The organism is Sanguibacter biliveldensis (genome assembly GCF_033798665.1).
GTDB lineage: Bacteria > Actinomycetota > Actinomycetes > Actinomycetales > Cellulomonadaceae > Sanguibacter > Sanguibacter inulinus.
Map to the genome: position 1 here is coordinate 3,336,889 of NZ_CP138359.1, position 19,665 is coordinate 3,356,553.

Below are 19,665 nucleotides of genomic sequence, written 5' to 3' on the forward strand. Positions count from 1 at the left end.
CTCCCGTCCGGCGCACCCGCTCCGCCCAGCACCGGGCTCGCGGCAGGAGTCGTCAGGGTCGTGGTCGCCGACGACCACCCTGTCGTGCGGGCCGGGATCGTGGGGATGCTCGGCGTCGAGCCGGACATCGAGGTCGTCGGCGAGGCCGAGGACGGTCGTCAGGCTGTCGACCTCGCGCGCGAGCTGGTCCCCGACGTGGTCGTGACAGACCTGCGCATGCCTGTGCTCGACGGGGTCGGCGCCACCCGCGAGATCGTCGCGCTGCCCGGCCGGACCCGCGTCGTCGTGCTCACGACCTACGAGACCGACGGCGAGATCCTGCGGGCCGTCGAGGCAGGTGCCACGGGCTATCTGCTCAAGGACACGCCGCGTGCTGAGCTGGTCGCCGGGATCCGCGACGCGGCGCGGGGCCAGACGGTGCTCACCCCCTCGGTCGCGACCCGCCTCGTCAGCCAGGTCGGCTCACGGGCGGAGCGGCTCACCCCGCGCGAGGTCGAGGTGCTCCGGGCGGTCGCCCGCGGCCTGAGCAACGCCGCGGTCGGGCAGGAGCTGTTCATCTCGGAGACCACTGTGAAGACCCACCTGATCCGAGCCTTCGGCAAGCTCGGCGTCAACGACAGGACCCACGCCGTGACCGTCGCGATCGAGCGCGGGCTGCTCGGCACCGCATGACGCGGTGCGACGCGGTCAGACCGCCTCGGCGGGCTCGGCCACGAGCTCGGCGGCGACGCCCTCGGCCCACGCCCTGACGGCATCCATGTCACGGCTGTCGCCGTACTTGCCGCGCGCTGCGAGGATGGCCGCGCGCTCGGCCAGGCTGAGCACGAGGACGTCGAGCTTGCCCGGGAAGTGCCTGTGTCCGCGAGCGCCGAGCGTCTCCATCCGGGCTGTCGTGGCGGGTGCGGAGTTGCCACGCTTGCTCGGCTGGTCGGCGAGCCCGGAGGAGAACAACCAGACAGGCACCGAGCGCAGCTGGTCGGCGAGGCGGTCGACGAGGTCGCGCGCCTCGGGGAGCCACTGGCCGATGTACACCGCGGAGCCGACGACGACGGCGTCGTAGACGCTCACGTCCCTCACGTCTGCGGGTTCGACGACGTCGCACTCGAGCCCGGCCCGCTCGAAGGCCTGGGCGATCACCGACGCGATCTCCCGGGTCGACCCGTGCTTCGACGCTGCGCTGACCAAGACTCGCATCTGGCTCTCCCTCGCTGTGGTGCGCGAGACCAGGGGACCCGGTTCTCGGCACGCCGGGCGCACCTCGCCCGACCTGCACATCATCGACCGGGCGGACAGGGCCTCCGTGGGCCCGAAGTCCCCCGGGACGGCGCCGACCTGGCAGAATCCACAGATGCCTGACGAGACGCAGCAGCCCGGACCACTCGCTCACCCGGCACAGGGCACCGAGAGCACCCAGAGCAGCGCCAGTACCACTCATGCTGCTGAGACCGTCCGCACACCTCCCCCGAGCACACCACCTGGCCGCAGAGACCTCGCCACACTGCCCAAGGCACACCTGCACCTGCACTTCACAGGGTCGATGCGGCAGTCGACCCTCGCGGACCTCGCCGCCGCCCACGGGATGCGCCTGCCGAGCGCGCTGCTCGACCTCGACCCGCTCCGGGTGCCGGCCAACGAGCGCGGCTGGTTCAGGTTCCAGCGTCTGTACGACGCAGCCCGGGCGTGCGTGCGCACCGAGTCCGACATGCGCCGGATCATCCGCGAGGCCGCCGAGGACGACGCCGCCGAGGGGTCGGGCAGGCTCGAGATCCAGGTAGACCCGACGTCGTACGCCCCCTTCGTCGGTGGCATCACCCCGGCCCTCGAGATCGTCCTCGACGAGGCCCGGTCTGCGAGCGCGACGAGCGGCGTCGAGGTCGGCGTCATCGTCGCGTCCTCACGCATGCGCCACCCTCTCGACGCCCGCATCCTCGCGAGGCTCGCCGCCCTGCACGCCGGAGACGGCCCGGGCGAGGTCATCGGCTTCGGCCTGAGCAACGACGAGCGGCGCGGTGACACGAGCGCCTTCGCCCCGGCCTTCCGCATCGCCCGCAAGGCCGGGCTGGCCTCTGTCCCCCACGGCGGCGAGCTGCTCGGGCCCGGGCACGTGTCCGAGGTGCTCGACACCCTGCAGCCGGACCGGCTGGGGCACGGCGTGCGCGCGGGCGAGGACCGTCGTGTGCTCGAGCGGATCGTCGAGCAGGACGTGTCGCTCGAGGTGTGCCCGGCGTCGAACGTCTCGCTCGGTGTCTACGCGGACGACGCGCAGGTGCCGCTGCGGGACCTCGTGGACGCGGGGGCGCGGGTCGCCCTCGGGGCCGACGACCCGCTGCTGTTCAGGTCCAGGCTCGTGGGGCAGTACGAGAGTGCGCGCGACGTGCACGGCTTCTCCGACGAAGACCTCGCGGGTCTGGCCCGGTCCTCGATCCGTGCGAGCCTCGCCGCCGGGTCGACGCAGCGTCGGCTGCTGACGCAGGTCGACGAGTGGCTCGCCGCACCGGCGCCCGGAGCAGGCGAGGTCGGCAAGGTCGGCGAGGCGTGAGAGAAGGACCCGACCTGGCCCCTGGGGCTCGCACCCTGCTCGAGGTCGACAGGCTCGTCGAGGGATGCACGGCCTGCCCACGCCTCGTGGAGTTCCGCGAGAAGGTCTCGACGGAGCGTCGCGCAGCCTTCCGCGACCAGACGTACTGGGGCCGCGGCGTGCCGAGCTTCGGAGACGGGCAGGCGGGCGTCGTCGTCGTCGGTCTCGCCCCTGCGGCGCACGGCAGCAACCGGACAGGCCGGATGTTCACGGGCGACCGCAGCGGCCAGGTGCTGGTCGCCGCGATGCACAGGACAGGCTTCGCCTCGCAGCCGACAGCGGTGTCGCGCGACGACGGGCTCGTGCTGACGGGGGCACGGATCGTCGCCCCCGTGCACTGTGTCCCCCCGGACAACAAGCCCACGCCCGACGAGCGTCGCCGGTGCTCCCCCTACCTGGGGCGCGAGCTCGAGCTGCTGGCACCCACGGTCCGGGTCGCCGTGGTGCTCGGCGGGTTCGGGTGGGTCGCGCTGCTCGCCACGCTGCGTGACCAGGGCTGGTCGGTGCCGCGACCCCGACCGCGCTTCGGCCACGGCGCGAAGGTGAGGATCGGGCACCCCGACGGGCGCGAGCTCACGGTGCTCGGCTGCTTCCACGTGAGCCCTCACAACACGAGCACGGGGCGACTGACGCCGCAGATGGTCGACGACGTGCTGCTCGAGGCGCGACGCCTGGCCGGGCTGGAGCCGGTCACGACGGAGACCCGGATGTAGCAGACCTGCGGGTGCCGGCGATATCCAGGGTGAGACACCCACCACGACCGCAGGGGACCTTCATGGATCGACCGGACCATCGCGCCTTCACGGCGCTCTACAGCGCTCACTACGGCGCTGTCCTCGGGTTCGTCCGGAGGAGGCTGCCGGACGCCTCCGTCGAGGACGTCGTCGCTGACGTCTTCACGACGGCCTGGCGACGGATCGACGACGTCCCGGACGAGCCGCGCCCGTGGCTCTTCGGCGTGGCCCGCAACACCCTCCTCAGCGCGCAGCGTGGGCATGCCCGTCGGGCCGCTCTCTCGGTACGGATCGCCTCTCACCCGTCGGGCCCAGCCCCGGACCACTCGGACGGGGTCGCCGACAGCCTCGACCTCGTCGCGGCCTGGCAGCGCCTGAGCGCTGCGCACCAGGAGGCCATCGCTCTCGTCACCCACGACGGGCTCACCGGAGCCGAGGCTGCCCGGGTGCTCGGGTGCTCTCGGAGCGCGTTCTCGGTACGCCTGGTCCGTGCCCGGCGTGCGCTCCGCACCTTCCTCGACATCGAGGCACGCGCGGGTTCGAGACCAGAGATCTCCAGCAACGACACCAGCCGACTCAGCAAGGAGATGACCCGTGAAGCACTCTGACCCGCTCTTCCTGCTCGTCGAGGCGCACGACGCCGACCCGGAGCAAGGCGCAGCCCCAGCTGACAGCCCGCAGGCGCAGGCGCTCATGGAACGCGTCCTCGCTGAGCCGCGCACCGCCCGCAGTCCCGAGCGGGAGCACACCGCTGCACGCCGCCTCCGGGCGTCCTGGCCGGCGCGCCTCGCAGCCACCGGAGCCACCGTCGCGGTGGTCGCTGTGGCCGCGATCAGCTACAGCCGCCTTTCGACAGACGAGGCGCCTACGGAGGTCGCCGTCGCGAGCGGGGTCACTGGCTTCGTGGTCCCGTCCGGTGGGTGCACTGTGCGAAACGCCACGCCGCAGGAGGCAGCGCGTGCCACGTCCTTCCTGACGACCGAGGACCTCCCGCTGTACAGGGTCGACGCCGTCCGGACCTCCGGCTGCCCGACGTACTCGACGAACTCGTACGCCGATCAGGCGACCCCGGTCGCCACCTACCTCCGGGTGGTCGGGGATGACCTGATGGTCACCGGCGCGCTGACCCTCTGGAGCGACGTCGTCGACGCACAGGGCTCCTGGGGCCCGACGAGTGACATCGCCGTCGGGTCGGAGGCGGGCAAGCTCGTCGATGTCGGGGACGGACGCTATGCGATCAGCTGGGAGGAGGATGACGGGACTCAGATGCAGATCACCGCCTCGGGCGTAGCGCTGCCTCTCGTGCTCGAGCTCGCCGAGACCTTCGAGATGCACGGGTCGACAGACGCACTGCCGACCTCGGTCGACGGGCTGGAGCTGGTCGACGTCGCCACGGCACCCCACGGTCCGGCTACCTTCGTCGACCTGTCCTACACCCGTCGCGTCGAGGACGAGACGACAGGCGAGGCAACCTTCCTCACCCTTCGCCCGAAGAAGGGGTGGGAGGCGTCGATCTCCACCGCCTACCCCACAGACGCGCTGACGAGCGCGGTCCACCTGGTCGACATCGACGGCGCTCTGGGGATGTCCGTGAACAACGGGTCTGACGAGGACCCGTCCATCACGCTCATCTGGGACCTCCCGTCCGGGCAGACCGCGATGCTCTGGGGCTCAGGAGACACCGCATCCTTCGTCGAGCTGGCCGAGAACCTGGAGACGGCCACCGCGACGGACCCGCGGATCGTCGAGAACCTCAACCAGCGGGCACCCTTCATCGGACGCTGACCAGGCCAGCGGGTGGGCGTCGCGGCCACGGTCGGCGGGTCTCGGCGGAGGGGCCCACCCGCCCGAGGGGTGAGACGCGGAGAACTCCCTGCGGCACCCGGGAACCTCCCGGGTGCGCGTGACGTTGAGCCATCATGCACACGGGTCGGTAGGTGGTGAACGGCACCACCTCGGCACGCACACTCGAAAGGACCCACATGGAGGTCTCTGGGCTCGTCTGGGGTCTGACGATCGTTCTGATCGTCGGGCTCCTGGCGTTCGACTTCATCTTCCACGTCCGCAAGGCACACATCCCGACGCTGCGAGAGGCAGCGATCTGGTCGTCGATCTACGTCGGGCTCGCGCTCGTCTTCGGCGTCGGCGTCCTCGTCTTCGGGGGATCGCAGATGGGGTCCGAGTACTTCGCCGGCTACATCACGGAGAAGGCTCTCTCGGTCGACAACCTGTTCGTCTTCCTCATCATCATGGCGAGCTTCAAGGTGCCGCGCGCCGACCAGCAGAAGGTGCTGCTCTTCGGCATCGTCTTCTCGCTCATCGCCCGCACAGCCTTCATCTTCGTCGGTGTCGCGCTCATCAACCGCTTCTCGGCGCTGTTCTACCTCTTCGGTCTGTTCCTGCTCTTCACGGCCATCAAGCTGCTCAAGCCCGAGGGCGAGAGCGAGGGTGACGAGGCGAACAACTTCATCATCCGGACGGCCAAGAAGCTGTTCCACACGACCGACGAGTACGACGGCGACAAGCTCTTCACCATGCACAACGGCAAGCGTGCCCTCACGCCGATGCTGCTCGTCATGGTCGCCATCGGCGGTACGGACATCCTCTTCGCCCTCGACTCGATCCCGGCGATCTTCGGTCTGACGCAGAACACCTTCATCGTGTTCACGGCCACGGCCTTCTCGCTCATGGGTCTGCGTCAGCTGTACTTCCTGGTGGACGGGCTGCTCGACCGCCTCATCTACCTGTCGTACGGCCTGGCCGCGATCCTCGGGTTCATCGGCATCAAGCTCGTGCTGCACGCCCTGCACGAGAACAACCTGCCGTTCATCAACGGCGGCGAGCACGTCGACGTCTTCGAGGTCAGCACCCCGCTGTCCCTCAGCGTCATCGTCGGTGTCCTGGCGATCACCGTCATCGCCTCGCTCATGTCCGACAAGGGCAAGGTGCAGAACCTCGTCAACGGCGCTCGTCGCGACGCGTCGCACTACGTGGACCTGTCCTACACGACAGACCCCGCAGAGCGTCACCGTCTGTACGTCGAGCTCCAGGAGACCGAGAGCCGCCTGCAGAAGATCGACCCCAAGTACGCCGACATGTACACCGAGGACGAGGAGCTCAAGGCGCTCATCGCCCAGGCGCACGAGGCGCACGGATCGTTCCGCTCGGAGCCTGACCGCACCTGAGGTCCGGTCCCCCGGCGGTCTGCCGGGCCAGCACGACGAAGCCCCTCACGCACCGCAGTGCGTGAGGGGCTTCGTCGTGCTGTGGCGCTGCCCCGTGGGGCGGGCGCACGCCTGCAGGCGCCGCGTCCAGGGCGTGCCGCACGATGCGGCCTCCCGGGGCCAGCAGACCGCGTCGTGCGGCTCGCTCTTCAGATGTCAGGCAGCCAGCGCCTGGCGGAGCATCTCGAGAGCACCCTCGCGGGTCTCGGCCGCGGCGATGAACCCGGCCTTGTGGCAGAACACCGCGTCGGGCACGCCGGTCACCTCGGCGAGCTCGGCGCCGCCCAGACCGCGCCAGGACTCGGGGAGCTCCTTGCGGGACCCGAACTGCGACGACTCGGGGCGGACGGTCTGGATCGTCCAGTGCCCGGTCGCACCGGGGAAGACCGTGAAGAGCAGCTTGGACTGCTTGGTCGCGATGCCGCCGTGCGGGACGAACTTCTCGAGGACGACGTAGGTCTTCTTCGGGCTGGCGGCGTAGGCCTCGAGGAAGGTCCGCTCCGCGGCGATCGACGTCTCGTACCTGAGCCTGTAGCGCTGCAGCAGCGTGGTCGCGAGCGCGACGGCGACCTGGAACTGGGAGTCGAAGTCCTCGTCGTCGCCGAGCGGGTTGAACAGGCCGAGCACCTCGGACACGTCGAGCGGGGCGGCACCGAAGTCGCTCACCGTGTAGAGGTCCTGCCCGTTGTCGACGGCGTCGATGGCCTGCACCAGGCGGGAGTCGATCTTCTGCCATACGGCGTCGTCGCCGCAGTACTCCTTGCCGTAGTGCTGCCACAGCAGACCGAAGGCGGAGTAGAGGATCCCGTTGTCGCGGGCACCCGAGCTCAGCTGGTGGTGGTCGAAGCGCCGGGTCTCGACGTCGTAGACGCCGCCGACGTCGAGCACGACGTCGGCGGTCGCGAGGACCTCGGGGTCACGGGTGCGGACCACCTCGGCGTCCGGGAAGAGCTGCGTGAGGAGGGCGACGCCGAAGACGTCGTCTGCGTGGAACTTGCCGTTGTGGGTTGCGATGATCACACCGGACAGCCTACGGGGAGGGGCTGACGCGGCCCGCTGCGGCGGCCCGCCGCGCTCTAGCCCGCCGACGGCGGGCCTTGTGGCCCTCGCGTGACCGGCCCGTGACCACACTGCGGGTCGCCCGTAGCGCCCACCAGACGAGAACGCACTGGCGGAGCGGCTGACCCCGGTTAGCCTTGACCGGTGACTGACCACCAGAACGCCTCGTCGAACGACCTCCGCGAGGCCATCCCCGACGACCGTGACGACGCGCGGGACGAGATGCCGGAGAAGCTCCGCGCCGACGTCCGCCTCCTCGGAGACCTGCTCGGCACCATCCTCCGCGAGGCCGGCGGCCCTGACCTGCTCGACGACGTCGAGCGGCTCCGTGGGCTCGTCATCACGGCCCAGAAGGCCCCGGAGTCTGGAGCGATCGACGAGGCAGAAGCCCTCATCGACACCTTCAGCCCCGAGCGGGCCGAAGAGGTCTCCCGTGCCTTCAGCTGCTACTTCCACCTGGTGAACCTCGCCGAGGAGCACCACCGGGTGCGGGTGGTGCACGAGCACGAGGCCGAGCTCTCGCCCGCCGAGGCGCACGCCCAGGACTACCTGCCCGATGCGCTGCGCCGCCTCGAGAGCGAGCTCGGCCCGGACGAGACGCGCCGTCGCCTCGCCGGCCTCGAGTTCCGCCCCGTCTTCACGGCCCACCCGACCGAGGCGCGCCGACGCGCCATCGCCGCGTCGATCCGCCGGATCACCACGCTGCTCGCGGCCCGCGACGAGTCCTCGCTCGCCGGGGTCTCGCGCCTGGAGAACACCGACCAGCTGCTCGCCGAGATCGACGGCCTGTGGCGCACGTCGCCGCTGCGCACCACCAAGCCGTCGCCCCTCGACGAGGTCCGCACAGCGATGGGGGTCTTCGACGAGACGCTGTTCAGCGTGCTCCCCGAGGTCTACCGCCGGCTCGACACCTGGGTGAACCGCGACGAGCCCGGGGTCTCGACCCCCGTCGCCCCGCCCTTCGTCCGCCTGGGCACGTGGATCGGCGGAGACCGCGACGGCAACCCGAACGTCACGGCGTCGATCACCCGCACCGCGGCAGCGATCGCGAGCGAGCACGTGCTCATCGCGCTCGAGAACGTCGCCGAGCGCGTGGGCCGCACCATGACCCTCGACGCGACGACGACACCGGCCTCCGAGGCCCTCGACCAGCTGTGGCTCTCCCAGCGCCAGCTCGCCCCCGAGATCACCGCGGACATCTCGAGCCGCTCCCCCAACGAGCCGCACCGCCGCACGCTGCTCGTCGTCGCCGAGCGTGTGCGTGCCACCCGCCGACGGGACGCCGACCTGGCCTACCCGTCCGCGGCCGACCTGCTCACCGACCTCCGCACGATCCAGGACTCCCTCGTCGCGGCAGGCGCCCGCCGGGTCGCGTACTCGGACCTGCAGAAGTTCATCTGGCAGGTGCAGACCTTCGGCTTCCACCTCGCCGAGCTCGAGGTGCGCCAGCACTCCCAGGTGCACCGGGAGACCCTCGCCGAGATCGCCGAGCACGGTGCCGACAGCGCGGGGCTCAGCGAGCGCTCGGTCGAGGTCCTCGACACCTTCCGGGCGATCGCCGCGATCCAGAAGCGCCACGGGGTCGACGCGGCCCGCCGCTACGTGGTGTCCTTCACGACGAGCGCCGAAGACCTCGCGAACGTCTACACCCTCGCGGCGCACGCGCTCGGCGGCCCCGAGCTCGCGCCCGTCCTCGACGTCGTGCCGCTCTTCGAGACCTTCGCCGACCTCCAGGCCGCACCCGGTGTCCTCGCCGAGTACGTGAAGAACCCCCTCGTGGTCGAGCGCCTCGAGGCGACAGACCGCCGCCTCGAGGTCATGCTCGGCTACTCCGACTCCTCCAAGGACGTCGGGCCGGTCTCGGCGACCCTCGCCCTCTACGAGGCGCAGGACAAGATCGCCGCGTGGGCGCAGGACGCCGACATCACGCTCACGCTCTTCCACGGCCGTGGTGGTGCGCTCGGGCGCGGCGGCGGCCCCGCCAACCGCGCCGTCCTCGCCCAGCCCCCGGGCTCGGTCGACGGGCGCTTCAAGCTCACCGAGCAGGGTGAGGTGATCGCGGCCCGCTACGGCGACCCGACGATCGCCACCCGGCACATCGAGCAGGTCGCCGCGGCGACCCTGCTGCAGTCGATGCCCTCGGTCGGCGAGCACAACGCCCAGGCTGCCGAGCGGTTCACCGACGTCGCTGCGACGCTCGACGTGGAGTCGCGCAAGCGGTTCTTCGAGCTCGTGCACGCCGAGGGCTTCCCGCAGTGGTTCGCCCAGGTGACCCCCCAGGAGGAGATCGGTCTGCTGCCCCTCGGCTCGCGGCCCGCCAAGCGTGGGCTGTCGGTCAACTCCCTCGACGACCTCCGGGCCATCCCCTGGGTGTTCGCGTGGACACAGGCCCGCATCAACCTCACCGGGTGGTTCGGGCTGGGCACGGCTCTCGCGGCAGTCGGCGACGTCGACGAGCTCAAGCGGGCCTACGCCCAGTGGCCGCTCTTCTCGACGATGATCGACAACGTCGAGATGTCGCTCGCCAAGACCGACGTGCGGATCGCCGAGCGCTATCTCGCCCTCGGCGACCGCGACGACCTCGCGACGCTCGTCCTCGACGAGATGGCCCTCACCCGCGAGTGGGTCCTCAAGATCACCGGCAAGACGACGATGCTCGGCAACCTGCACGTCCTCGGGCGCGCGGTCCAGCTGCGCAGCCCCTACGTCGACGCGCTCTCGCTGATCCAGCTCCGCGCACTGCGTGCCCTGCGCCGCGGCGCACCGCAGGAGCAGGTGCCGCAGCTGCAACGGCTGCTGCTGCTCTCCGTCAACGGGATCGCCGCCGGGCTCCAGAACACCGGGTGACCCAGACCGTCCCGTACGACGCTGTGGGCGCACGGGGGTGTGGGCGCACGGGGGTGTGGGCGCACGGGGCTGTAAGCGCACAGGCCCGTCGGCTCGCGGGATCACGGCGGCTGGAGAGGGCTGGAGCGGGGCTGCAGGGCTCTCCCCCGGCTTTCTGTCCCAGGCCGGGCCGCAGAGGGCGTGGGACGATCATCGAGGAACAGTTCTCGATCCAGTCAGGTGATGACATGTCGACCACGTCCCCAGCACACCCCCCGAGCCCCCGGCAGACAGCCGACGAGCGTCTGCCCTTCGCCTCGTCCCCCGACGCCGTGCTCGCAGACCTCGACGCGACCGCGGGTGGCCTCTCGGCAGAAGACGCCGCACGCCGGCTCGAGACCGCGGGCCCGAACCGGCTGCCCGCGCCGAAGAGGACCAGTGCGATCCGTAGGCTGCTCGGGCACTTCGACGACATCCTCATCTACATCCTGCTCGCCTCTGCGGTCCTCAAGGCGATCCTCGGCGACTGGGTCGACTTCGCGGTGATCCTCGCCGTCGCCGTCATCAACGCGGCTGTCGGGTTCCTGCAGGAGGGGCAGGCCGAGAAGGCCCTCGACGGGATCCGCACCATGCTGTCCCTCGACGCCCAGGCCCTGCGGGACGGGGAGTGGAAGGTCGTCGACGCCGAAGACCTCGTCCCCGGTGACGTGGTGCGCGTGAGGTCCGGTGACAGGGTCCCTGCGGACCTGCGCCTCCTGGAGGCGACGAACCTCCAGGTCGAGGAGGCTGCGCTGACGGGCGAGTCCGTCCCGGCAGCCAAGCAGCTCGAGGCCGTGGGACCAGACGCCGGGATCGGCGACAGGTCGACGATGCTCTACTCCGGGACGATCGTCGCTGTCGGTCAGGGCGTCGGGGTCGTCACCGCGACGGGCGCCCAGACCGAGATCGGACGCATCCAGTCGCTCATCGGCGAGGTCGACCACCTCGAGACGCCGCTGTCGAAGCAGCTCGCGTCCTTCGGCAAGGTGCTGTCCCTCGGGATCCTCGCGATGGCCGGGGTGATGCTCGTCATCGGACGCGTGATCCACGACTTCGAGCTGCCCGAGCTGGTCTCGGCCGCGATCGGCTTCGCCGTCGCCGCGGTCCCCGAAGGGCTCCCGGCGCTGGTGACCGTGACGCTCGCCCTCGGTGTGCAGCAGATGGCTCGCCGCAACGCGATCACCCGCAAGCTCACGGCCGTCGAGGCGCTCGGCTCTGTCACGACGATCTGCTCGGACAAGACCGGCACGCTCACCAAGAACGAGATGACGGCCCGCACCGTCGTCACGGCGGAGGGCAGCTACACCGTCGAGGGCCTCGGCTACGCCCCTGAAGGCCGTGTCACGACAGCCGACGGCGGCGACGCGAGCCTCGCCGAGCACGCGGACCTGCGCGCCTTCGTCGAGGCCGCCGTCGCCTGCAACGACGCGAGGGTCGTCGAGGTCGACGGGCACTGGCAGGTCGTCGGTCAGCCGACCGAGGGGGCTGTGACGACTCTGGGACGCAAGGCCGGCGTCGACCCGTCAGCGGTCGAACGTCTCGCCGTCCTGCCCTTCGAGTCGTCGACCAAGTACATGGCGACCCTCGACAGGGTCCCCGACGGCCGCACCCTCGTCCACGTGGTCGGTGCCCCCGACCGCCTCCTCGACCGCAGCACCCACGAGCGCGGCAGCGACGGGACCCCGGTGCCGATCGACAGGGCACGCTGGGAGGCGACGATCGACGAGCTCGGTGGCCAGGGGCTTCGTGTCCTCGCCGCCGCCGAGCGGGTCGCGGTCGCCGGTGCGACGACGCTGAGCGCGGACAACGCAGAGTCTGACCTCGTGCTCCTCGGTCTCGTCGGGATCGTCGACCCGCCGCGACCCGAGGCCATCCAGGCGATCGCCGACTGCCACCGTGCCGGGATCCGCGTGAAGATGATCACCGGCGACCACATCGGGACCGCCGTCGCGATCGCCCGCGAGCTGGGGATCGTGCAGGGACCTGACGCCGCCCGCGCCCTGACCGGCGCTGAGCTCGAGGCCATGACCCAGGAAGAGCTGCGCACCCGGGTGCGGGAGGTCGACGTGTTCGCCCGCACCAGCCCCGAGCACAAGATCAGGATCGTCAGGGCGCTCCAGTCCCACGGCGAGGTGGTCGCGATGACCGGCGACGGCGTCAACGACGCCCCGGCGCTCACCCGGGCGGACATCGGCATCGCGATGGGCATCAAGGGGACCGAGGCGACCAAGGAGGCTGCCGAGATCGTCCTGGCCGATGACAACTTCGCGACCATCGAGCGTGCCGTCGAGGAGGGTCGACGGATCTACGACAACATCCGCAAGTCTGTCGTGTTCCTGCTGCCCACGAACGGCGCGCAGTCCCTCGTGATCCTCGTCGCGGTCCTGTTCGGCCTCACGCTGCCGCTCGCCCCCGTGCAGATCTTGTGGGTCAACCTCGTCACCGCCGTCACGCTGTCGCTCGCACTCGCCTACGAGCCCGCCGAGGACGGCATCATGTCCAGGCCCCCGCGTGGCCCCGGCGGGTCCGTGATCTCGGCCTCGTCGCTGCGGTACGTCGTCGTGGTGTCGGTGCTCATCGGTGCGGCGACCCTCGCGGTGTTCTTCATCCAGCGGGAGTCCGGGGCGTCGACTGCCGTCGCCCAGACCACGGCGGTGACGATGCTCGCCCTCGGTCAGCTGGCCTACCTGTTCAGCTGCAGGTTCATCGGGCAGTCGAGCCTCACGCCCCGCGTGCTGCGCGGCAACCCCGTGGTGTGGATCGCCACCGGCGCCCTCGTCGCCCTGCAGCTGGTGTTCACCTACGTGCCGTTCATGAACTCGTGGTTCGACTCCGCACCGATCGGGCTGCGCGAGTGGGGCATGACCTTAGGCTTCGCGGTCGTCGTGTTCCTGCTCGTCGAGGCCCTCAAGGCCGTGACCCGGCGCGGCGAGCGCCGGGCCGACGCAGCACGGCTGCGGGAGCGCGGGGTGTGAGGGCTGGGAGGCTCAGGCGTCGTGCTCGGCCCTGAGCTCGCGGCCGATCGCCTCGGCGAAGGTGTCGACATCCTCCTCCGTGGTGTCGAAGGCGCACATCCAGCGGACCTCGCCGCGCGCGGCGTCCCAGTCGTAGAAGGCGAACTGCTCGCGGACCCTGTCTGCCGCGGCCCGCGGGAGGACGGCGAAGAGCCCGTTCGACTCGGTCGGCTGCGAGAAGGACAGCTCCGGCGCCTGCCCCTCCTCGATCATGAGGTCGAGCCTGGACCGCAGCCGGCGTGCCATCGCGTTGGCGCGGGCCGCAGACCGGAGCCAGAGGTCACCGTCGAGGATCGCGAGCAGCTGGGCAGAGACGAAACGCATCTTCGAGGACAGCTGCATGGTCATCTTGCGGATGTAGTCGACCCCGTCGACAGCGTCAGGGTCGAGCACCACGACGGCCTCGCCGAGCACGAGGCCGTTCTTGGTGCCGCCGAAGGAGAGCACGTCGACGCCGACGTCTGTGGTGATCTCACGCAGGCTGGAGCCGAGGGCCGCCGCCGCGTTGGCGATGCGTGCACCGTCCATGTGCACCCGCATCCCGCGCTCGTGGCAGTGCGTGGTGATCGCGCGGATCTCGTCGGGGGTGTAGACGGTGCCCAGCTCGGTCGACTGGGTCAACGACACCGCGAGCGGCTGGGCGCGGTGCTGGTCCCCCCAGCCCCACGCCTGCTCGTCGATCCGCTCCGGCGTGAGCTTGCCGTCAGGGGTGTCGACGGTCAGCAGCTTGAGCCCGCCGACGCGCTCGGGCGCCGCGTTCTCGTCGTTCTCGATGTGCGCGTAGCGCGAGGTGATGACAGCGCCCCACCGCGGGAGCATCGACATGAGGCTCACGACGTTGGCACCTGTGCCGTTGAAGACGGGGTAGGCGAGCGCCTGCTGGCCGAAGTGACGCTGGACGACCTCTCCCAGGCGCGTGGTCCACGGGTCGGCACCGTAGGCCCGGGCGTGACCCGCCCCGACGTCGGCGAGGGCCGCGAGGACCTCGGGGTGGGCACCGGCGTAGTTGTCAGAGGCGAAGGTTGGCTGCACGTCGACAACCTTACGTCGCAGGTCCGACGCGTCGCGGGGACCCTGTGGACAGCTGCGGAGGGTGTCGGAGGGCTGCGGTTGAATGGGCCCATGGCCACGTACCTCGCCCGCATCACGGTCCACGACGAGCTCGACCTGGAGTCGATCCTCGGCATGGCCGACGCCCTCGGTGCCGTCGGCACACCTGGCGTCACCGAGACCGCGACAGTCTTCGAGGTCCCCGGGGAGGCGCCTGACGCCGGCGTCGCCACGGTGGCGGCCGCCCAGCACGCCGCCGACGTGCTCGACGGCTTCGAGTACGAGGTGCTCGTCCTCGAGATCTACTGACAGCCGGACCGTCGCACGGGAGGCACCCGGAGCAGGCAGGATAGACGGGTGCTCGGAGTCCTCACAGGTTTTGCCATCATCGCCGCGATCATCGCCGTGGGGTACGTCGTGGGACGGATCGGGCTGCTCGGCCCGGACGCCCGGCCCATCCTCGCGCGGCTCGTCTTCTTCGTGCTGGCGCCGAGCCTGCTGTTCACGATCTTGGCCGACGCCGAGGTGGGGCAGCTCTTCTCGCCCCTCCTGGTGGTCTCGCTGCTGGCAGCCGCGACGAGCTTCGCCGTCTACGGGCTGGTGGCCCGGCTGCTCTGGCACCGCGGCGTGGCAGAGACCGTCATCGGCGCCCTCTCGGCCGGGTACGTCAACGGCAACAACATCGGGATCCCCGTCGCGGTCTACGTGCTCGGAGACCCCGCGTACGTGGCCCCGGTGATCCTGGTCCAGCTGCTCCTCTTCGCACCCCTCGGCCTCGCCGTGCTCGACGCCGCACAGCAGGGGCGGGTGAGCGTCGGACGGCTCGCGACAGGTCCGCTGCGCAACCCGATCATCATCGGCTCGGCCCTCGGGCTGCTCGTCGCCCTGCTCGACGTGACGCCGCCCGAGGCCTTCATGGAGCCCTTCCGGATCATCGGGGGCGCTGCCGTACCGCTCATGCTGCTGTCCTACGGGATCTCGCTGCACGGCCAGAAGGTCCTCGAGCAGGGGTCGGACCGCCGGGACGCCGTGCTCGCCTCGGCGATCAAGCTCCTCCTCATGCCTGCCGTCGCCTGGACCGCCGGGGTGCTGCTCTTCGACCTCGACCACCAGGAGCTCTTCGTGGTCGTGGCGCTCGCCGCGCTCCCCACAGCGCAGAACGTGTTCAACTACGCCCAGCGGTACAGGCGCGGCGAGACCCTCGCGCGCGACGCGATCTTCGTGACGACCATCGGCTCCCTGCCGGTCCTGCTCGGGGTCGCGGCGGTCCTGCGCTGAGCGGGCGCCCCGGACCGACCGCGCGGTCCGCGCTGACCAGGGGCCTGCGCTGACCAGACGGATCAGCCCAGCTGGCTCGGGCCAGACGGCTCAGCCAGCTGCTCTGAGCAGACAGCTCAGCCAGCCGGCTCAGCCGACCGGCTCAGCCCAGCTGGTCGATGACCACGCGGGCGATCGAGAAGTAGATGATGAGCCCCGTGCCGTCGATCACCGTGGTGATGAGCGGCCCGGACACCACCGCGGGGTCGATCCCGACCTTCTTGATGACCAGCGGCAGGACCGACGCGACGAGCGAGGTCCACAGGACGATCGCGACCACGGAGAGCGAGACCGTCAGCGCGACGTCGGTCCCCACCCCCTGCACGAGTGCGCGGACCCACGCGACCGAGGCGACCGTCGCCGCGATGAGCACCCCCGTCGCCATCTCCTTGCGGACCACCCGGAACATGTCGCGCATGCGGACCTGCCCCATGGCCATCGCGCGGATCAGCGTCGTGGTGATCTGCGTGCCGGTGTTGCCCCCGGTGCCGATGAGCAGCGGCACGAAGAACATCAGTGCGACGACGCCCTCGAGCTCGCTCTCGAAGTGCTCCATGACCGTCCCGGTGTACATGGCGGCGAGGAAGAGCATGAGCAGCCAGGTGATGCGCTTGCGGAACAGGCGCAGCGGCGAGGCCCGCAGGTAGGGGACCTCGAGGGGGGACGAGCCTCCCTGGCGCTCGGCGTCCTCGGTCATCTCCTGGTCGAGGATGTCGACGACGTCCTCGACGGAGATCACCCCGACGAGCTCGCCCTCGTGGACGACGGGGATGCCCGAGAGGTCGTGCTCGGTGAGCAGCCGCGCCGCGACCTCCTGGTCGGCGAGCGCACCGACGGACACGACGTCGGTGTCCATGAGGTCGCCGATGACCACTCCCGGCTCGGCGAGCACGAGGTCGAGGTAGGACACGACCCCGACGAGCCTGTGGTCCGGAAGGGCGGTGACGAGCACCTCGTCGTTGTCCAGGGTCGCGGTCCGGGCCTGGTCACGGATGGTCTCGACGGCCTCGGCGACGGTCATCGTCTGGGTGACCGAGACGACCGTGGGGTCCATGCGCGAGCCTGCGCTGTCGTCGGGCCAGGCCAGCAGGCCGCGCAGCGTCGCCGAGCGGACGGCTCCGGTGCGGTCGAGGACGTCGCGGCGCTCGTCGGCAGGGAGCCTGCGCAGGATCTCGGCCGACCTGTCGTGGTCGAGGGAGTCGAGGAGCCCGGCGCCGACGGCCGGGGACAAGACGCTCAGGACTGTGACGACTGAGCTGGTGTCGATCGAGTCGAAGAGCTCGCGGGACGTCTCCGGGGTGAGGAGGGCCACGAGGCGGCGGACCTCGGCGTCGGTGAGGTCGTCGACCTGCTCGGTCCGGTCCCACGACCCGGCGACGTCACGCAGCCAGGTCTGGACGGCGGCGTCGGTCGAGGCGACGAGGACGTCGCGCAGGTCGGTCGTGGTGCGGGGGGTGGGGGTGGTGTTCTGGCGCACTGGGGCACTCCACTTCTGGTGGGGCCACCGGCGGGTCGTCTGGGCACGTCAGCCGCTGTGCCGTCAGCGCCCGGGGAGGGCGTGGACGTCAGGGCAGCTCACGCGCGGCAGAGGAAGGTCGCTCGGCGGCGCGGGTGGTGTGGACGACGGGCTCCGCTACGAAGACTCCGGAGACTCGGTGGTCTCAGGGATCTCTCGCGTGGTGCTCACGTGTCAGGCGCCAGTGCTGGGCTGCCCACGCCTCTCGGCGGGGAGGTCAGAAGCTGTCAGGGCCGCAGAGTGCCTGGGAGCACCGACGCCATGGATAGGTCGCTCGGACTGCAACTCGCTGGCTCCATGGTCGTCACCTCCTCAGGTCGGTCCCCGGGTGCGGTGGTGCGTGCACGTGCTGGCAGGCACCTGTCGGCGCGGCTGTGCGCGCTGCGGGGATGCCTCCACCCTATGCCAGGTCCGTCGGGGCCGGGGGTGACGGTCCTCACCCCCGGCCCCGGTCCCGGCGCCGCGAGCCTCAGACGGTGACGCTCCCCGCGTCGGTGCTGCCCGAGAGCGTCCCGCCCAGCACCAGCCCGTCGACCTCGTCGCCCGAGACGGTCCCTCCGGAGGTGATCGTGTAGGTGGCACCGGGGACCAGGTCGGGTGTCGAGAAGACGACGGTCTGGAAGCTCTTCGCCGGGGTGTAGGAGGCGACGACGGTTCCGTCCTCGGCGACGAGGCTCACTGTCGTCCCGGCGGGCTGGGCTGCGTCGAAGACCACCATGGTCGACGCCTGCGGTGACGACGCCGCCGGGGACACCGCCATGCCGGCGCTGCCCGCGGCGACGAGGACTCCCCCGCTCACCTCGACACCGCTGTTCGCGTCGATCGCCCCGTTGCCGCCGTCCGTGGGACCGTCGACCGTCGTGGTGCCCCCGGTGATGCTGATCGACCCGTTCGAGTCCAGGCCGTCACCGCCCGCGTCGACCGTCAGGGTGCCGCCCGAGATGAGCAAGAAGGTCTCGGCATCGGCCGTGAAGGTCTCCTCACCGCCCATCCCACCTCCGCCGCCCATCCCTCCGGGGCCGCCGGTGCCTGACGAGTCCGCCCCGCCGGAGACGTTGATGCCGTCGTCGGTGGCCGTGACGTCGAGGTCTCCGCCGCTCAGCGTGATGCTCGCGGCCTCGAGACCCTCGTAGGAGGCCCGGACCACGACGCTCCCCGCCGAGACTGTCAGCGCACCGTCGGCGTGGACACCGTCGTCACCGCTCGCGAGGGTGAGCGCACCGCCCGAGACGTCGACGAGCCCGTCGGAGTGCAGGGCGTCGTCGGCGGAGTCGACGTCCACGGTCCCGCCCGAGACGCGGACGCTCGCCGTGCCCTTGATCCCCTTGGACGACACATCGGTGACGACGGTCCCGGTGCTGCCTCCGGCAGCGACGATGCTGAGTGTCCCGCCCGAGACGATCGTGTGGGTCTCGGCCTGGATGCCGTCACCGTCGGTCGTGAGGTCGAGGGTGCCGCCGCTGACCGACACGTAGCCGAGCGTCGTGTCGTCGACGTTCGTGGACTTCAGCCCGTCGCCGCCCGCCGTGGCGGTGATCGTCGGGCTCGAGAGCTCGCTGTCCTTGACCACGACGTAGTTCTTGCCCCGGACAGCGTCGTCGGCCGCGGTGACGGTGAGGTCGCCGCCGGAGATCACGAGCCCGTCCTTGCTGACGATGCCGTCGCCGGCCTTCGCGTCGACTGTCAACGCACCGGTCCCGGTGATCGTCAGGTCGGCCGTCGAGAAGATCGCGCCGTCGGGCTCGTCGGTCGCGCTGTCGGGGTACACGTAGGTCTCCGCGTCGGAGACGCTGTTGGTCGAGCCCTCGGCAAGGACGATCATCGCCTTGCCCGCGTCCGTGATCACGACAGGCGCGGACGTCGAGCTGGCGATGTCGACGCCGTCGAAGACCAGCCGGACCACGCCGTCGTCCGCGGAGTCCACGACGACCTGCCCGTCGGTGAGCTCGCCCGAGAGCCTGTAGGTGCCCGAGGCCGTGATGGTCACGGTGCTGCCGTCGACCACGACGGCGGCGCTGTCAGAGCTCGCGGTGTCACCGTCGAGCGAGACGGCGATCTCGGCGCTGGTGTCCCACTCGTAGTCCGACGCCTCGTCGTGGTCGGCGGCGACGTCACCCGTCGCGTCGTCGACAGTCGTCGCGACGGTCTCCGTCTCGGCGCTGGTGGTGGTGCTCGTCGAGCCTGGCGACTCTGTCGACGTCCCGGCTGTGCTCGTGGGTGAGCACCCGGCGAGCAGGGCGAGGGCGAGCAGAGGGGCGAGGGCGGTGAGGCGGGCAGGACGTCGCACGGTGGGCTCCAGGTGTCTGTC

15 protein-coding genes are annotated in these 19,665 nt (G+C 70.8%); 10 read left to right on the plus strand and 5 right to left on the minus strand.

Annotation, left to right across the window (positions count from 1 at the left end):
- Positions 1 to 60 precede the first annotated feature (60 nt).
- On the plus strand, positions 61 to 672 hold the full coding sequence (locus tag SANBI_RS14585; RefSeq protein ID WP_319161320.1) for a response regulator transcription factor: 612 nt from the start codon (positions 61 to 63) through the stop codon (positions 670 to 672).
- 15 nt (positions 673 to 687) lie between these two features.
- Here SANBI_RS14585 and SANBI_RS14590 read toward each other — a convergent pair whose 3' ends face one another.
- Complete coding sequence (locus SANBI_RS14590; protein WP_319156294.1) at positions 688 to 1,194, minus strand: flavodoxin domain-containing protein; 507 nt, start codon at positions 1,192 to 1,194, stop codon at positions 688 to 690.
- A gap of 154 nt (positions 1,195 to 1,348) precedes the next feature.
- On the opposite strand from SANBI_RS14590, the gene SANBI_RS14595 reads away from it, so the two are divergent.
- From SANBI_RS14595 to SANBI_RS14615, 5 genes are all read left to right on the plus strand, one after another.
- Positions 1,349 to 2,539 (plus strand): adenosine deaminase, encoded by a 1,191-nt coding sequence (locus SANBI_RS14595; RefSeq protein ID WP_319156296.1) that lies wholly within the window; start codon positions 1,349 to 1,351, stop codon positions 2,537 to 2,539.
- The gene (locus SANBI_RS14600; RefSeq protein WP_319156298.1) at positions 2,536 to 3,291 is read left to right on the plus strand and encodes a uracil-DNA glycosylase; all 756 of its coding nucleotides are present in this window, start codon (positions 2,536 to 2,538) and stop codon (positions 3,289 to 3,291) included. The genes SANBI_RS14595 and SANBI_RS14600 overlap by 4 nt, the downstream gene beginning before the upstream one ends.
- Positions 3,292 to 3,353: 62 nt before the next feature.
- Complete coding sequence (locus SANBI_RS14605) at positions 3,354 to 3,920, plus strand: RNA polymerase sigma factor (protein WP_319156300.1); 567 nt, start codon at positions 3,354 to 3,356, stop codon at positions 3,918 to 3,920.
- Entirely contained in the window at positions 3,907 to 5,097 is a 1,191-nt protein-coding gene (locus tag SANBI_RS14610) for a hypothetical protein (RefSeq protein WP_319156302.1), read from the plus strand. The genes SANBI_RS14605 and SANBI_RS14610 overlap by 14 nt, the downstream gene beginning before the upstream one ends.
- A gap of 197 nt (positions 5,098 to 5,294) precedes the next feature.
- Positions 5,295 to 6,497: a TerC family protein gene (locus SANBI_RS14615; RefSeq protein WP_319156304.1), complete on the plus strand. Its 1,203-nt coding sequence runs from the start codon at positions 5,295 to 5,297 to the stop codon at positions 6,495 to 6,497.
- A gap of 195 nt (positions 6,498 to 6,692) precedes the next feature.
- On the opposite strand, the gene SANBI_RS14620 is transcribed toward SANBI_RS14615, so the two are convergent.
- Complete coding sequence (locus SANBI_RS14620) at positions 6,693 to 7,556, minus strand: MYG1 family protein (protein WP_319156306.1); 864 nt, start codon at positions 7,554 to 7,556, stop codon at positions 6,693 to 6,695.
- Positions 7,557 to 7,817: 261 nt separating this feature from the next.
- Between SANBI_RS14620 and SANBI_RS14625 the strand changes: the two genes are divergently transcribed.
- Positions 7,818 to 10,442 carry a phosphoenolpyruvate carboxylase gene (locus tag SANBI_RS14625; protein WP_319161322.1) on the plus strand — a complete coding sequence of 875 codons (2,625 nt, stop codon included), beginning with the start codon at positions 7,818 to 7,820 and terminating at the stop codon, positions 10,440 to 10,442.
- A gap of 227 nt (positions 10,443 to 10,669) precedes the next feature.
- Positions 10,670 to 13,435 carry a cation-translocating P-type ATPase gene (locus SANBI_RS14630; protein WP_319156308.1) on the plus strand — a complete coding sequence of 922 codons (2,766 nt, stop codon included), beginning with the start codon at positions 10,670 to 10,672 and terminating at the stop codon, positions 13,433 to 13,435.
- 12 nt (positions 13,436 to 13,447) lie between these two features.
- Here the strand turns inward: SANBI_RS14630 and SANBI_RS14635 are convergent, their stop codons facing one another.
- Entirely contained in the window at positions 13,448 to 14,506 is a 1,059-nt protein-coding gene (locus SANBI_RS14635) for a threonine aldolase family protein (protein WP_319156310.1), read from the minus strand.
- Between the two features lie 90 nt (positions 14,507 to 14,596).
- On the opposite strand from SANBI_RS14635, the gene SANBI_RS14640 reads away from it, so the two are divergent.
- Complete coding sequence (locus tag SANBI_RS14640) at positions 14,597 to 14,833, plus strand: hypothetical protein (protein ID WP_056128616.1); 237 nt, start codon at positions 14,597 to 14,599, stop codon at positions 14,831 to 14,833.
- Between the two features lie 48 nt (positions 14,834 to 14,881).
- Complete coding sequence (locus tag SANBI_RS14645; RefSeq protein ID WP_056128613.1) at positions 14,882 to 15,802, plus strand: AEC family transporter; 921 nt, start codon at positions 14,882 to 14,884, stop codon at positions 15,800 to 15,802.
- A gap of 142 nt (positions 15,803 to 15,944) precedes the next feature.
- On the opposite strand, the gene mgtE is transcribed toward SANBI_RS14645, so the two are convergent.
- Positions 15,945 to 17,318, minus strand: coding sequence for a magnesium transporter (gene mgtE, locus SANBI_RS14650; protein ID WP_179912140.1), 1,374 nt, complete (start codon positions 17,316 to 17,318; stop codon positions 15,945 to 15,947).
- A 508-nt stretch (positions 17,319 to 17,826) separates the two neighbouring features.
- Positions 17,827 to 19,644: a carbohydrate-binding domain-containing protein gene (locus SANBI_RS14655; RefSeq protein WP_319156314.1), complete on the minus strand. Its 1,818-nt coding sequence runs from the start codon at positions 19,642 to 19,644 to the stop codon at positions 17,827 to 17,829.
- Positions 19,645 to 19,665 lie beyond the last annotated feature (21 nt).